A 14711-nucleotide genomic window follows, 5' to 3' on the forward strand; every position below is an offset into this window, starting at 1 on the left:
TGACGTAGCGCACACCTACACGCCCGGATCGGGCGGCGAGCGTGCGCTAAGTATTGAGGGAGGACGATGCTGTCAAAGCACGAAGCCAGCCTTGCCACTCACGATCCGTGAGTTTTCTCCACAGTCAGACATCCGGGTGTCATCGCTACTGGGCATTACGGCGGGCCAGACTTCTTAGTGAAAGCAGACAGCTCTGTGCGGTACAAAGGTGAAATGTAGTCGCTGATGAACGCTTGGCAAGGGTGACCGATAACCTTCGGTCGGAGAGCCTTTTATGTCCGGCCGCTCAAGACTTCACCAATGCTCCGCCGCTTGGCATGCAATTCACTGGCGTGAATCAACTGTTCCAGATCCTCCGGGGTGACGTCGATAAACGCCTCCATATCGGCCAGCGCCAATTTCAGATCCTCGGCCGTGATGGCCTGAGAATCGACCGGCGCCACGGCCGGTGCAGGTTCGGCGGGGCGTTTCGGGTAGCGGATGCGGGTCAGGTTGTTGTAGGCCACAGCGGCCAGCAGCATGCACGCGGCGCTGAGCATCACCGGTTCCAGGGCTTTCCAGTCCATGGCGATGGTCGTCGGATCGGCCAGCACCGTGGTCAATGCCACCGCACCCGCCGGCGGGTGCAGGCAGCGCAGCCAGCACATCAGGATCAGCGCCATGCCCGCCGCGAGGCAAGCGCTGCCGAGGGTGCGGCCGAGCACATGGGCCACCAGCAACGCGATAACGCCCGCACACAGATAACCGCCGATGATCGACCATGGCTGGGCGAGGGCGCCGGAGGATACGGCGAACAGCAACACCGCCGACGCACCCAGCGGGCCGATCAGGTGGTAGGCCACTTCGATGCCGAACACCTGACTGCAGGCCCACACGCTGAACAGCGTGCCGAGTGCCATGCCGATGGCGGCACGGCTCCATTCGGTGGGGCGGGTGTTGATGGCGGCGGGCAACCAGCGAGCGAGCATGAAGAAGCGATCCTTTGAAGAAAACCGAAGGCAAAAAAAAGGACTTGTCCGTCAACCCGGAAAGTCCTTCGAAGCGTTCCAACTATTGGGGGAGGAACGCGCACAGTGTGCCAAGCAATCTCGATGCTGACAAATTCATATAAATGCATCTTCAGTGCATTATTTTTGAACTGTTTTAATTCGGCGGCCACTGACCACGCACAAGTATCCACCCAGCGCCGCCAGTGCACTCAACGCATAGAACATGCTCGGCGCCGGAGTGTGCATCAGCAGGAAACCACATATCACCGGGCTCAAGGCGCCGCCCAGAGCCGCCAGGTTCTGCGCGCCGTAGTAGCTGCCGCGCAGGGCTTCCGGGGCGAGGGTGTCGACGAACAGGAAGTCCGCCGGATAGATGATCATTTCGCCCAGAGTGAAGATGAACATGGCTACGCACCATCCGATGAGACTGTCAGCCATGCTGAAACCGATCAGCCCGCCGATGAATAACGCTGTGCCGCCGGCAATCCAGCGTCGCAGATGTTCACGCTTGAGCAGACGACCGATCTGGTATTGCAGGAGGATGACGGTAATCGCATTGCAGGCGAGCAAGGCGGCCATGGTGTCGAGCGTCTGCTGCTGGGTGTGGGTGACCAACAGATACTGCGACAGGTACAGCGTGAACCGCCCGTGAACCAGTGTGCTGAGCAGGCAGCCCAAAGTGAACAGGACCATCGTGCGGTCGTTCTTGAGGATTCTCAGCGTGTCCAGGAAACTCTGCGGCTGTTTGCCCGACGATTGCGGATCGGCTTCCCGCGAGACACCGAGCAGCAGAAACATGCTGCCGCAGGCAATCGCGCCAGCAACGATAAACGGCGCGGTGGGCTGGATGCCGGCGATCACCACGCCGATCATCGGGCCGATGGCATAGCCGATATTGGTCAGCGTGTAATTCAGCGAAAACGCTTTCACCCGTTGGCCGACGGGCAGGTTCTCACTGAGGATGGCCTTGGAGCCAATCAGAAATAGGGCCGAAGCGGTTTCGCTGATGATCAGCACCAGCGTCACCAGATACAGGTTCTGCGCGAACGTCAGCAGAATCAGGCCAACGCCGCTCGACAGCATGGTCAGGATCAGCAGCCGACGTTTGTCGAGGCGGTCGATGATGTAGCCGCCGTACAGTGACAGCAGCGTGGCGCTGAACACCGCGATGCCCAGCAACAGCCCGACGTCCTGTGGGTCGAGACCCAGTTTGTTGCTCAGGAACAGGGTCAACAGAGGGCTGATCAGGGCGCGGCTGATGACGATGGTCAACGAGGTGATCATCAGCCGGCGAATAAGGCGCGAGTAAGTGGCCACGAAAAGATCAATGTCCTTATTTCAGATTCGGATACGAGCGGCGTAGCCATCCTCACCGCGTGCCGGTTACCGGTCAAGCGTGCGCAAGGAGGTCGTGATATCAGGGAAGCGACAGGCGCATGGCGCAGCGACGTTCACCGGGAAGGCCGTGGGCAATTTCGTCGCGCAAGGCCTCGGCAAGGTGAGTTCGGATATTTTCGTCGTCCAGTACGACAAACCCCATTCGCTGATAAAACGGCGCATTCCACGGCAGGTCGCGAAAAGTAGTCAGCGTGACGGCATCCAGTTGCTGTCGACGCGCCTGTTCGATCGTGGCCAACAGCAACTTGCGACCGATGCCCTGGCCCTGAAAGTGTTGGCTGACGGACAGTTCCTCGACGTGCAACAGGTTGTCGATTTCAACGGCCCTTAAAAAACCGGCAAGTTGTCCGACAGTATTTTCTGCAACCCATACATGTCCCTGCTCGATGGCCTGCAAATGCTGCGCGGCGTCGGGTACATCGCTGTCGGCCAGCCAGGCCAGTGCAGGGTCGAGACGAAATAGTTCAGCGGCCGAACGTTCGATGGTGGGGAGGGTGGCCGCGTCTGCGGGCCGGGCGGGGCGAATGAGAAATGTCATGGGGGAACTGCCGATGGCTGCGATCCTGGGAAGCTCCGCAAGATCGCAGCCTTCAGCGAGGTCTACAAGGGTTTCAGGTACAACAGCACGTAATCGTTCTTGTCGAAGCGACCGCTCAGTACCGGTTGCAGGCTGGCCAGCGGCGTGCCTTGCAGTGACTGCATATCCTTGCTGTCCATGATCAGCCAGGCCGGCCCCTGGAGTGCTTCCAGTTGCTGAACGGTTTCGGTGAACTGCGGTTGCAGGTCCTGCTCGACGTTGACCATGAACTTGATCGCCTTCGCGTCCTTGCCCATGCCGTGCAGTACCAGCGGGGCAGGGTTCTGTTGAACCTGGGCGAACGCCGCCCGACTGAAAGAACGGGTGTCGTAGAGCGCGCGTTCCACCGGCTCGAACACGGCGGCATAGACCGTCCACAGCGCCAGCACCGCGCTCAGGGCCAGCACTTCGGCACGCCAGTGCGGCTTCCACAGTCGCGACAACGCCAGCAGTTGCAGCAGGCCCAGCACGATCAGCACCGGCATGACACCGGTCAACAGCTCCGGGAACTTGCGCCGCGCAACCAGCAGGGCAACGATCAGCAACAGCGGCGTCAGCAGCCACAGGGCCTGAATGATCCCGCGCAACCAGGCGAATACCCGACCGTGAGCCACCTGGAACGGATACGCGGCGATGATCGCGGCCATCGGCAACATCGGCAGCAGGTAACGCGCTTTCTTCGCCTGTGGAATCGACAGACCGACCATGACGATCAACCCGGCCGCCGCGCAATACTGCACCAGGCGCAAGGCCGGTCCGCGCTGATGCGGTTTGCTCAGCCACGCCGCCGCCAGCACCACAATGGCCAGCGGATAGGCCAGCGCGTAGTTGCCCAGCGAACTGGTGAAGTAGTACAGCGAGCCGCTGACACCTTCACTGCCATCCATGCGTCCCATGAACTGCATGCGGATCACGTCTTGCAGGAAAGCCTCGCCACCGCTGAGCTTCGCCAGCCACAACAACAGGCCGACACACACCGCGAGCAGGATCGACGCCAGCACACCGAACACGAACAGCCGTGTCCACTGACGGTTGAGCAGGTAATAGCTGCAGAGCATGCCGGTCGGCACCACTAGCCCGATCGGCCCGCGAATGCCGAAACCCAGCAACAGCAGGACGAAAATCAGCGGCCAGCGTCGGCTGGAGCCGAAATGGTCGTGCGCGTAACCCAGGTAGAACACCGACAGCGCGACGGCGGCCAGCATCAAGTCTTGCGATACCGCGCGGACTTCCGTGATGAAGGTGCTGGTAAGCATCAGCAGCGCAATGCTGATCAATGCCCAACGCTGCGAATGCACCGCCAGCAAGCGGTACATCAACATCACGACCACCCCGCCGGCAATGGCGCTGGGCAACCACGCGGTCAGGGTATTGATCGCGCCGAAAGGCAACGCCAACAGCCAGATGAACAGCGTCGATAACGCCGAATAATCGGCGTACGGCTGGCTGTAGGTGGTCGGGAATACCGTCGGCCCGTGTCGCAGCATCTCCTGGGCAAACAGTACAAAGCGTGAATCAAAGCCAATGGGTGCCTGTCCATAAACCCCGGCGATAAACAACAACAGTGCCAGCAGCCCTGCGATCAGGGACTGCCGGCGGATGGCAGGCAACAACGTAATCAAGCGACGTCCGCGGAGTTAGGCCATTGTTGCAGCGGGATCGGCAACTTGCGCGAGTCCCCACGGCCGATCGGGAAGTACTTGAAGCCATTGCGCGCCAGACGATCGGCGTCGTACAGGTTGCGGCCGTCGAAGATCACCGGATCCTTGAGGCGTTGCTGGATCAGATCGAAATCCGGCGCCTTGAACTGTTGCCATTCGGTGCAGATGATCAGCGCGTCGGAACCGGCAAGCACCGATTCAGGGGTGCCCATCAGCATCAGTTTTTCTTCGTTCGGGTACAGATGCTGGGTTTCCTGCATCGCTTCCGGGTCGAACGCGCGAACGCTGGCGCCGGCGGCGAACAGCGAATCAAGCAGCACGCGGCTTGGCGCATCGCGCATGTCATCGGTGTTCGGCTTGAACGCCAGGCCCCACAGGGCGAAGGTCTTGCCGCGCAGATCACCCTTGTAGAACGCGTTGATGCGGTCGAACAGCTTGTGCTTCTGGCGCTCGTTGATCGCCTCGACCGCTTGCAGCAGGTCGCTGGAGCAATGGGCCTGTTCGGCACTGTGGATCAGCGCGCGCATGTCTTTGGGGAAGCACGAGCCGCCGTAGCCGCAGCCCGGATAGATGAAGTGGTAACCGATGCGCGTGTCGGCGCCGATGCCCTGACGTACAGACTCGATGTCGGCGCCCAGGTGCTCGGCCAGTTCGGCGATCTGGTTGATGAAGCTGATCTTGGTCGCCAGCATGCAGTTGGCGGCGTATTTGGTCAGCTCGGCGCTGCGCAGGTCCATGAACATGATGCGGTCATGGTTGCGGTTGAACGGCGAGTACAGGTCGCGCATCACGTCGCGCACTTCATCGCCTTCGCAGCCGATGACGATGCGGTCCGGACGACGGCAGTCGGAGACCGCCGAACCTTCCTTGAGGAATTCCGGGTTGGAGACGATATCGAACTGCAGCGCGCGACCGGCCTTGTCCAGCGCGGCCTGGATATGGGCGCGCAGGGTGTCGCCGGTGCCGACCGGTACGGTGGATTTTTCCACCAGGATCAGCGGTTGCTCGCGATGACGGGCAACGGCATCACCCACCGACAGCACGTATTTCAGGTCGGCCGAGCCATCCTCGCTGGACGGTGTACCCACGGCAATGAAGGCGACGCGACCGTGAAGCACGGCGGTTTTCTCATCGGAAGTGAAGTGCAGACGACCGGAATCCAGGCCTTCACGGACCAGGCTCGACAGGCCCGGTTCGAAGATGCTGACGTGACCCTGGCTGAGCAGCTCGACCTTCTTCTGATCGATATCCATGCACACGACATCATGGCCGACCTCGGCCAGAACCGCGGCTTGCACCAGGCCGACGTAACCGCTTCCAAATACTGTGATTTTCATGGAGCACTCCTCAAATCGGGCGCTTGTGCCGGACGAGTGTTGATAGTGATGACACCGAGCATGACCAGTGCCACGCCCAGTGATTTGGTGAAACTGAAGGATTCGTTGAACAGCGGCAGACTGGCCGCCAACAGATACACCAGCGCATAGCTGATGCTCAGCAGCGAATAGGCCCGGCCCAGCGGCAGGTCGCGCAGGGCGGCGAGCCAGCAGAGCATCGACAGTGCGTAGGCAAAAATGGCCGTGACAACCACCGCCAGCGCCGACAGATCGACGCTGCCGCTGCTCAGGGCCGACAGCCATTGTTCCGGCTGCGGCAGGCGCGTCATGCTCCAGCGCATGCCCAGCTGGGCGCCGCTGACCAGAAAAACGCTGCCCAGGGCGAAGCCGATTCCGCGTCCCTGACTCATGACTGTTGCCCCAGCAGTGCCACGCCGCCGATCACCAGCGCCACGCCGATCCAGTGCTGGCGATCGATCGGTTCGCGGAACACGAAACGCGCGATCAGGGTGATCAGCACAAAGTTGAGGCTGAGCATCGGGTAAGCGATGCCCACTTCAAGGCGTTGCAACACCAGCAGCCAGACCAGCAGGCCCGAACCCAGTGCGAACAGCGCCAGCCACAGCCACGGCGAGCGCAGTTTGTCGGCCCAGGACGAATCGACCCCGCGCCAGCTCTCCACCGCGTACTTCTGTGCAACCTGACCCAGGCACGTCAGCAGACACGCCGTCAGCAACAGCAACCAACTCATGACGGATCCTTGGGCAGGACAATGATCACCAGGTTGCCTTGCTCGTAGCGGGTGCCGTCCTTGGGCAGCAGGTCGACTTCATGCAGCTCGTCGTCGCCCTTGACCCGCATGACCACGCCGACCGAGCCGGTGCGGCGGGCATCGCGTACCCACTGCTGGACCTCATCGGTGGTAATCCGCTGTTCGGCGCCTTCGGGATAGCTCAGGCCGTACTTCAGCTCGCCCACGGTGTTGTACAACGCCACCTTGGGTTGCTTCAGGCGCCAGGCCAGTGCCGAAGCGGCACCGAGATCGTTGCTCAGCAGGTGCGTGGTGCCGGACAGTTCGTCGAGGTGATGCAGGATGAACTGGTCCGGCGTCTTGTTGGCTACCACGGATTTCGGCAGCGCCGCCGGCAGCACGCCGATCAGCAGCAGACTGCCGAGCGCCGGAGCGGCCCAACACTGCAGCGGCAGAAACGCTTGCGCAAGGTTGGCGATGATCCAGCCGATCAGGGCAATGAACACCAGCACCATGCTGTGTAGCTCATGGTCGTACACCGGTTTTTTCAGTTGCAGGTAAACCAGTGCGATCAGCGTGACGACACCCAGCACCAGGTTCAGCAAACCGTTGATGCTCAAGGCCCGGCCCTGTTCCAGACGCAATCGGTCGGCCAGGGCATGACCCAGCAACAGCGCCAGCGGCAGCAGGCACGGCAGGATGTAGGTCGGCAGTTTGCCGTTGGCGGTACTGAAAAATGCCAGCGGCATCACCAGCCACAGCAGCAGGAAGGCAATGCCCGGTTGGGTACGGGTCTGCCAGGCTTGCTTGAACGCCGGCACCAGCATGCCGACCCAAGGCAGACTGAAGGCAACCAGCAATGGCAGGTAGAACCACCAAGGCGCGTCGTGCTGGGCATCGTCACCGGCAAAGCGGCGGATGTGTTCGTGCCAGAAGAAGAACCGCCAGTAATCCGGTTCCTGACTGTGCACGGCCAGCACCCACGGCAGGCTGACAATGATCGCCACGGCAACTGCCACCGGACCGTAGATCAGCAGCTCACGCCAGCGTTTCTGCCAGAGCATCCAGGGCAGGGCGATCAGCACCGGCAGCAGCCAGGCGAGAAAACCCTTGGTCATGAACCCCATGCCGCAGGCCAGCCCCAGGACCGCCCAGCTGATCACGCGTTGCCGGGTGCTGCGGCTGTCGACGGCAAACCACAGGGCCACGAGGCTCAGGTTGACCCAGAAGGTGAATTGCGGATCGAGGTTGGCATAACCTGCCTGACCGGCAACCACCGTGAAGCTCATGTAGAGGAGGGCGCAGATGAAGCTTTTGCTCGGCTCGTTCCACAGGCGACGGGCAACCAGGAAGCACAACAGCACGCTCAAACCGGTGCTGAGGGCCGAGGCGAAACGCACGCCGAACAGGTTTTGCCCGAACAGTTCCTGACCCAGCGCGATCATCCAGTAACCGGCAATCGGTTTCTCGAAATAACGCAGGCCCATGAAATGCGGGGACACCCAGTTGCCGCTCAGCAGCATGTCCTGGCTGATCTGGGCGTAACGGGTTTCATCGGGAATCCACAGGCCATGGGTGCCGAGTGGCAGCAGGTAGGCGAGCAGAAACAGTCCGATCAGCAGCGGCAGTGCCCAGCGTTTGCTCATGCCCCTTGCACTCCCAGCCAGCCTTCACGGCCTTCGAGGACGCCACGCTGCACACGGCCGACAGGCAATGTGTTGAGAAACTCGGGCAACAGATCGCCCAAAGGCTTGAACTCGATTTCTCGCTGGCGTGCATCGGCCAGCAAACGGCGAAAATCGTCGGCCATCAGAATCCCTTCTACTTCGGCATGAATGGTGTAGTTGTTGAGGTTGTCCGGGCGGAACCGGTCAAGAATGAAGGCGTTGAAGTCCTTCGCCGCCACGGTCGGGCCGACCACTTCGTCGAAGGTCGGCATGTCCACCGGAATCTGCGGCGCACCCACTGAACCATCGGCCAGCAGCGGTCGAAACAGCCGATTCCCGCGGCAATCGCTGTTATAGCGAAAACCGAAGGTTTCTTTGGCTTCGACCACGCGCTCGTCCGCGCGCCATCCGGCGGCGGCCGAGCACTGGATTTTCTCGCCGATGATGTCGCTCAGGGTGTCGACGCCGCGACGGATCTGCTCGATCAGTTGCGCGTCGCTCCAGGTGCCGGCATTGGCCTGCCAGCCGTGGTGATCCCAGGCGTGCAGGCCGACTTCATGGCCGGCGTCCCGGGCCTGACGCATCAGGTGCCCGAGATCGCGACCGATCGGTTTGCCCGGCCAGGCGGTCCCGGCCAGCAGAATGTCCCAGCCGTACAGGCCGGCGGCGTTGGAACGCAGCATTTTCCAGAGGAACTGCGGGCGGATCAGGCGCCACAGATGTCGGCCCATGTTGTCCGGGCCGACACTGAAGAAAAACGTTGCCTTGACCTGCGCTTCGTCGAGGATTTCCAGCAACCGGGGCACCCCTTCACGGGTGCCTCGGTAGGTGTCGACATCGATACGAAGACCTGCCTGCATTAACGCTTGTCCGCGATTTCGAGCATGGCTTCACGCAGGAAGAAGTCCAGGGTGTTGCCGATGGTCTCGCGCATTTCCACGGTCGGCTCCCAGTTCAGCAGGCGCTTGGCGTTGGCGATGCTTGGCTTGCGGTGTTCCACGTCCTGGTAACCGGCACCGTAGAACGCCTTGCTTTCCACGTCACGGAAACCGGCGAACGGAGGGAAGTTGCTACGCAGCGGGTGAGCTTCGAACTGACGCAGCAGTTCTTCGCCCAGCTGACGGATGCTGGCTTCGTTTTCCGGGTTGCCGATGTTGATGATCTGGCCGTTGCAGACATCGTTGTCGTTGTCGATGATGCGGGCCAGCGCCTCGACGCCGTCGGCGATGTCGGTGAAGCAGCGCTTCTGCTCGCCGCCGTCGAACAGACGGATCGGGGTGCCTTCCACCAGGTTCAGGATCAGCTGGGTGATGGCGCGGGAGCTGCCGATACGGGCCGAGTCCAGACGGTCCAGACGCGGGCCCATCCAGTTGAACGGACGGAACAGGGTGAAGTTCAGGCCCTTGGCGCCGTAAGCCCAGATCACGCGGTCCAGCAGTTGCTTGGAAACCGAGTAGATCCAGCGCTGCTTGTTGATCGGGCCGACGATCAGGTTGGAGCTGTCTTCGTCGAAGTTCTTGTCCTGGCACATGCCATAGACTTCGGAGGTCGACGGGAAGATCACGCGCTTGTTGTACTTGACGCAGTAGCGAACCAGTTTCAGGTTCTCTTCGAAGTCCAGTTCGAATACGCGCAGCGGGTTGCGGGTGTATTCGATCGGGGTGGCGATGGCCACCAGCGGCAGGACCACGTCGCACTTCTTGATGTGGTACTCGATCCACTCGGAGTGAATGCTGATGTCGCCTTCGACGAAGTGGAAGCGTGGGTGGTCGCGCAGACGGTCGATGGCGTCGGAACCGATGTCCAGGCCATAGATCTCGTAGCGGTCGTCACGCAGCAGACGCTCGGACAGGTGGTTACCGATGAAGCCGTTGACGCCCAGGATCAGCACGCGGGTGCGACGTGGCGCACGGCCGGATTCGGCGCCGCGCAGCAGCGAGCCGTCTACCAGACCCAGTTCGTTGGCCAGTTGCGGGCCGCTCAGGTACAGGCCGTTGTCGTTGCGCTGACCGGCGTTGATCACCAGCGAGTCTTCACCGCAGGCAATGCGCAGCGGATCGACGCTGATCACCCGGCCAGGGGCCTGGCCTTCGTTGCCCTTGACGACTTCGGCGCTCCACACGATCAGCTTGTGCTCGCCCACGGCGCAGAAAGCACCCGGATACGGACGGGTCACGGCGCGAACCAGGTTGAACAGTTGCTCGGCCGGTTTGGCCCAGACCAGTTTGCCGTCCGCCGGAGTACGACGGCCGAATACGGTGGCCTTGGATTCGTCTTGCGGAGTTTCGGTGATCTTGCCTTGCAGCATGTTCGGCAGGGTGTCGCGCAGCAGGTCGCTGGCGGCAGTGCGCAGTTTGGCGTGCAGGGTCAGACCGGTGTCGCTGCGCTCGATGGCAACGCGTTGCTGGGCAACGATGGCGCCGGCATCGGCGCGCTTGACCATGCGGTGCAGGGTGACGCCGGTTTCGGTTTCGCCGTTGACCAGCACCCAGTTGGCCGGAGCGCGGCCACGGTAGCGTGGCAGCAGCGAGCCGTGCAGGTTGAACGCGCCTTTTTTGGCCAGTGCCAGCAGCGGCTCGCTCAGCAGGTTGCGGTAGTAGAACGAGAAAATGTACTCAGGGTCGAGCTTGGCGATGCGCTCAATCCACAGTGGGTGGTTGGCGTCTTCCGGCGCGTGGACCGGGATGCCTTTGCTGGCGCACAGCTGTGCAACCGAGGCGTAGAAGGCGTTTTCTTTCGGATCGTCGGCGTGAGTGAACACTGCTGCAATGTCGTAGCCGCTGTTAAGCAGGGCTTCAATGCCGGCGCAGCCAATATCGTGGTAAGCGAAGACAACAGTTTTTGCACTCATGAGAGAACCTGATCGGAAGTGGAATTGGAAGTAAGGCCGTCAACGGTGACCGCAGGTGCCGGGGAGGCCGGCTGGCTGCGCAACACCTTTTCAATGAAGAAGCGCGGGCGGGCGCGCACGTCGCTGTACATGCGTCCCAGGTATTCACCCAGCAGACCCATGCCGATGAACTGGCCACCGGTGAACACGAACAGCACCGCAAACAGTACGAACGTGCCGTCACCGGCCCAGACTGCACCGAACGCCAGGCGCAGGACGATCAGCGCAACGGCGAACAGTGCGCCCAGACCTGCCATCGCGAAGCCGACGATGCTCAGCAGACGCAGCGGCGTGGTGGTCATGCAGGTGACCAGATCGAACATCAGGTTGATCAGGCGCATCGGGCTGTATTTCGAGTCGCCGTGCTCACGCTCGGCGTGGGCCACGACGATTTCGGTGGTGTGGCGGGCGAAGCTGTTGGCCAGGATCGGAATGAACGTGCTGCGTTCGCGGCAGGCGAGCATGGCGTCGATGATGGTGCGGCGGTAGGCGCGCAGCATGCAGCCGTAGTCGCTCATGGCCACGCCGGTGGAACGTTGTACGGCGAGGTTGATCAGCTTTGACGGGTAGCGGCGCAGGGCCGAATCCTGACGGTTGCCACGCACGGTGCCGACGACGTCGTAACCCTTTTCGGCTTCGGCCACCAGACGCGGAATTTCTTCCGGCGGGTTCTGCAGGTCAGCGTCGATGGTGATCACCACGTCGCCCTTGCACTGCTCGAAACCGGCCATGATCGCGGCGTGCTGGCCATAGTTGCGGTTGAGGATGACCGCTACGAACGGGCTGTTTTCGCGTCCGGCGGCTTCTTCCAGCATGTTGGCCGACTCGTCGCGGCTGCCGTCGTCGACCAGCACGATTTCGTAGTCATGTTTGAGTTGGGCGCAGGCCGCCTCTGTGCGCCGAAGCAGCTCAGGCAGACTGTCCTGTTCGTTGTAGACCGGGATGACGATCGACACGCATTTAATCGGGTAAGGTCTCACGAGCGTTTGTCCATAAGAGTGGCGATGGCGCCGACAACACGATCCAGATCCTGGTCGGTCATGTCGGGGAACAGCGGAATCGAGCACAGCCGCGCCGAGTTCCATTCGGTGTTGGGCAGGTACAGGTCAGGGTCACGCTGGCGGTACCAGGTGTGCAGGTGGGTGGCGATGAAATGGATGCCGGTACCGATGCCTTGCTCCTGCAAACCCTTCATGAAGGCTTCGCGATCCATACCGCAACGCTGGCTGTCGATGCGCAGGATGAACAGGTGCCAGGCGTGTTGCTGGGCGTATTGCTGCGGCACGGCCAGCGGCTGTACGGGCAGGCCTTCGAGCTTTTGCAGGTACTGACCGGCCAGCTCGGTGCGGCGGGCATTGATGTCGTCCAGACGCTCCAGCTGCACCAGGGCAATGGCGGCGTTGATGTCGGCCAGGTTGTACTTGAAGCCCGGCTCCATGACCTGGGCCTGCGGCTTGCGGCCACCGGTCAGACGGTCGTAGGCATCGACGCCCAGACCGTGGAACTTGAGCATGCGCACGCGGCTGGCCAGGGCTTCGTCGTCGGTGACGAACATCGCGCCTTCGGCGCAAGTCATGTTCTTGATCGCGTGAAACGAGAAGATCGCGGTGCCGTGGGAGCCGACGTGGCGGCCCTTGTAACGGGTGCCGGCGGCGTGGGCAGCGTCTTCGATGACGGCGATGCCGTGCTTGTCCGCCAGTGCGTACAGCGGATCCAGATCGAACGCGGCACCGGCGTAGTGCACCGGAATGATGGCTTTGGTGCGTGGCGTGATGGCAGCTTCGATGCGGGCGGCGTCGGTCATCAGGGTGTCGCGGTCGACATCGACGAACACCGGCGTGGCACCCAGCAGGGAAATCATGTTGGCGGTGGAGACCCAGGTCTGCGACGGCGTGATGACTTCATCGCCGGGACCGATGCCCAGGGCCAGCAGGGTGATGTGCATGCCGCCGGTGGCGGAGGAAAGAGCAACGGCGTGCTTGCAACCCACGTACTGCGCGAACTGTTCTTCAAGTGCCTGGTTTTTCGGCCCGGTGGTGATCCAGCCCGAGCGCAGAACCTGCTCGACGGCCGCAATTTCTTCATCGCCGATACTCGGGCGAGAGAAGGGGAGAAACGCCTGACTCATGGACACCTCATTGCGAAAAAAATGGACAGATCCATCTGTTCATCGGATCCAATCCCAGCGTAGACGCAAAAAACGGGTTTTGCATCAACGAGTTGCTTGGTAAGCATGACGTCGGGGGTTGGTTGACTTTTCAGGCGTTGCCCGGCAGGTTGGGCGGTACCGACTGAGGACCTATCTAGCTAAGGTTATTCCCGATTTTGTGAAAGGAATATGAAAAACCGGTCGGTGAATCGTTTATCTCAAATTCATACAGCCGCTGTTCAGATTTCCGCGGCTTTATCGGAAAAGTCCTACTACAAGACTCTTCCTTACTTCAAGTTCATTGCAGTTGTTAGTTGTTGTGCTGGACTGTTTTTTACCCAAGGCCTTTCGTTTGAGCAGCTTATCCATTACCTCTTCAGAATCTATCGCAAGTAACCCTTTGTCCTTGTATTTGGCGCGTTTGGCACCTTCCAGCCAACTCACCATGCGGTACGTTTTACAAGATGCCGCCGATCGCCTCGGCTTTGAAGACATGAATGTCGAGGACATTCCCTGGCACGCCCTGCAACCCGAGGATGTTGTCGCGTTAGTCGCGGCATTGCGCGCCGATAACTACGCCCCCAACACCTCTTCACTTTATGTAAACGCCATTCGCGGCGTCATGAACGAAGCCTGGCGCATGAGCCTGATCAGCCAGGATCACCTGTTGAAGATGCGCTCGGTCAAGGGGATTGCCGGTACACGGCTGTCTCAGGGGCGCAACCTGAAGCGCACGCTGATCCATGAATTGATGGAAGTCTGCGCGGCCGATCCGCGTCCGCAGGGGCTGCGTGATGCGGCGGTGATTGCATTGTTGTACGGCACCGGCATGCGTAAGTCCGAGTCAGTGGATCTGGATCTGAACCAGGTGGACTTCACTGAACGCAGCCTGTGCGTCACCGCCAAGGGCAACAAGCAACTGATCAAGTACGCACCGGCCTGGGCCTTCGCCAAGCTCAATGCCTGGCTGGAGTTTCGCCGCTCGGAGCTCAAGGAAGGCGAGAGCGACGATACGTTTCTGTTCAACCGCATCCGCCGTGGCAGCCACATCACCCGTGAGCGCATCACCAAACACGCGATCTATTACATCGCCCGCCAGCGCGGGACCCAGGTCGGGGTGAAGATCATGCCCCACGATTTCCGGCGTTCGTTCATCACCCGGGTGATCGAAGAGCATGACCTGTCGATCGCCCAGAAACTCGCGCACCACAGCAATATCCAGACGACCGCCAACTACGACGTGCGCGACGACAATGAACGGCGTCGCGCCGTGGATCGTTTCGATCTGTAGT

Annotated in this window: 13 protein-coding genes; 1 reads left to right on the forward strand and 12 read right to left on the reverse strand. The window is 61.2% G+C overall.

Going from position 1 to position 14711, the window contains the following annotated elements; genetic code table 11:
* Positions 1 to 272: 272 nt before the first annotated feature.
* The 12 genes from CAG02_RS01150 to arnB form a co-directional block, all read right to left on the reverse strand.
* Positions 273 to 968 (reverse strand): HPP family protein, encoded by a 696-nt coding sequence (locus CAG02_RS01150; protein WP_085709975.1) that lies wholly within the window; start codon positions 966 to 968, stop codon positions 273 to 275.
* A 159-nt stretch (positions 969 to 1127) separates the two neighbouring features.
* Positions 1128 to 2306 (reverse strand): MFS transporter, encoded by a 1179-nt coding sequence (locus CAG02_RS01155; protein WP_085709974.1) that lies wholly within the window; start codon positions 2304 to 2306, stop codon positions 1128 to 1130.
* Between the two features lie 100 nt (positions 2307 to 2406).
* Positions 2407 to 2925 carry a GNAT family N-acetyltransferase gene (locus CAG02_RS01160; protein ID WP_085709973.1) on the reverse strand — a complete coding sequence of 173 codons (519 nt, stop codon included), beginning with the start codon at positions 2923 to 2925 and terminating at the stop codon, positions 2407 to 2409.
* A gap of 62 nt (positions 2926 to 2987) precedes the next feature.
* Positions 2988 to 4586, reverse strand: a complete 1599-nt coding sequence (locus tag CAG02_RS01165) for a glycosyltransferase family 39 protein (RefSeq protein ID WP_085709972.1) — start codon at positions 4584 to 4586, stop codon at positions 2988 to 2990.
* Complete coding sequence (locus CAG02_RS01170; protein WP_085709971.1) at positions 4583 to 5962, reverse strand: UDP-glucose/GDP-mannose dehydrogenase family protein; 1380 nt, start codon at positions 5960 to 5962, stop codon at positions 4583 to 4585. Before CAG02_RS01170 ends, CAG02_RS01165 begins: the two co-directional genes overlap by 4 nt.
* On the reverse strand, positions 5959 to 6372 hold the full coding sequence (gene arnF / locus CAG02_RS01175) for a 4-amino-4-deoxy-L-arabinose-phosphoundecaprenol flippase subunit ArnF (protein WP_085709970.1): 414 nt from the start codon (positions 6370 to 6372) through the stop codon (positions 5959 to 5961). Before arnF ends, CAG02_RS01170 begins: the two co-directional genes overlap by 4 nt.
* A complete protein-coding gene (gene arnE, locus CAG02_RS01180; RefSeq protein ID WP_065257283.1) occupies positions 6369 to 6713 on the reverse strand; it encodes a 4-amino-4-deoxy-L-arabinose-phosphoundecaprenol flippase subunit ArnE in 345 nt (114 codons plus the stop codon). The genes arnF and arnE overlap by 4 nt, the downstream gene beginning before the upstream one ends.
* Positions 6710 to 8359, reverse strand: a complete 1650-nt coding sequence (arnT, locus tag CAG02_RS01185) for a lipid IV(A) 4-amino-4-deoxy-L-arabinosyltransferase (protein WP_085709969.1) — start codon at positions 8357 to 8359, stop codon at positions 6710 to 6712. The genes arnE and arnT overlap by 4 nt, the downstream gene beginning before the upstream one ends.
* Positions 8356 to 9240 (reverse strand): 4-deoxy-4-formamido-L-arabinose-phosphoundecaprenol deformylase, encoded by an 885-nt coding sequence (gene arnD / locus CAG02_RS01190; RefSeq protein WP_085709968.1) that lies wholly within the window; start codon positions 9238 to 9240, stop codon positions 8356 to 8358. The genes arnT and arnD overlap by 4 nt, the downstream gene beginning before the upstream one ends.
* Positions 9240 to 11231, reverse strand: a complete 1992-nt coding sequence (gene arnA / locus CAG02_RS01195) for a bifunctional UDP-4-amino-4-deoxy-L-arabinose formyltransferase/UDP-glucuronic acid oxidase ArnA (RefSeq protein WP_085709967.1) — start codon at positions 11229 to 11231, stop codon at positions 9240 to 9242. Before arnA ends, arnD begins: the two co-directional genes overlap by 1 nt.
* Positions 11228 to 12250 carry an undecaprenyl-phosphate 4-deoxy-4-formamido-L-arabinose transferase gene (arnC, locus tag CAG02_RS01200; RefSeq protein WP_085709966.1) on the reverse strand — a complete coding sequence of 341 codons (1023 nt, stop codon included), beginning with the start codon at positions 12248 to 12250 and terminating at the stop codon, positions 11228 to 11230. Before arnC ends, arnA begins: the two co-directional genes overlap by 4 nt.
* Complete coding sequence (gene arnB, locus CAG02_RS01205; RefSeq protein ID WP_085709965.1) at positions 12247 to 13398, reverse strand: UDP-4-amino-4-deoxy-L-arabinose aminotransferase; 1152 nt, start codon at positions 13396 to 13398, stop codon at positions 12247 to 12249. The genes arnC and arnB overlap by 4 nt, the downstream gene beginning before the upstream one ends.
* 373 nt (positions 13399 to 13771) lie before the next feature.
* On the opposite strand from arnB, the gene xerC reads away from it, so the two are divergent.
* On the forward strand, positions 13772 to 14710 hold the full coding sequence (xerC, locus tag CAG02_RS01210) for a tyrosine-type recombinase/integrase (RefSeq protein ID WP_346428903.1): 939 nt from the start codon (positions 13772 to 13774) through the stop codon (positions 14708 to 14710).
* Position 14711 lies beyond the last annotated feature (1 nt).

It is taken from the genome of Pseudomonas sp. R43(2017), from assembly GCF_002112345.1.
GTDB lineage: Bacteria > Pseudomonadota > Gammaproteobacteria > Pseudomonadales > Pseudomonadaceae > Aquipseudomonas > Aquipseudomonas kribbensis.

Coding starts and splice junctions, on each gene's coding strand:
- arnE (WP_065257283.1), bottom strand. CDS start 6,713: ATGAGTTGGTTGCTGTTGCTGACGGCGTGTCTGCTGACGTGCCTGGGT.
- CAG02_RS01150 (WP_085709975.1), bottom strand. CDS start 968: ATGCTCGCTCGCTGGTTGCCCGCCGCCATCAACACCCGCCCCACCGAA.
- arnT (WP_085709969.1), bottom strand. CDS start 8,359: ATGAGCAAACGCTGGGCACTGCCGCTGCTGATCGGACTGTTTCTGCTC.
- arnD (WP_085709968.1), bottom strand. CDS start 9,240: ATGCAGGCAGGTCTTCGTATCGATGTCGACACCTACCGAGGCACCCGT.
- arnA (WP_085709967.1), bottom strand. CDS start 11,231: ATGAGTGCAAAAACTGTTGTCTTCGCTTACCACGATATTGGCTGCGCC.
- arnF (WP_085709970.1), bottom strand. CDS start 6,372: ATGAGTCAGGGACGCGGAATCGGCTTCGCCCTGGGCAGCGTTTTTCTG.
- CAG02_RS01170 (WP_085709971.1), bottom strand. CDS start 5,962: ATGAAAATCACAGTATTTGGAAGCGGTTACGTCGGCCTGGTGCAAGCC.
- arnB (WP_085709965.1), bottom strand. CDS start 13,398: ATGAGTCAGGCGTTTCTCCCCTTCTCTCGCCCGAGTATCGGCGATGAA.
- CAG02_RS01160 (WP_085709973.1), bottom strand. CDS start 2,925: ATGACATTTCTCATTCGCCCCGCCCGGCCCGCAGACGCGGCCACCCTC.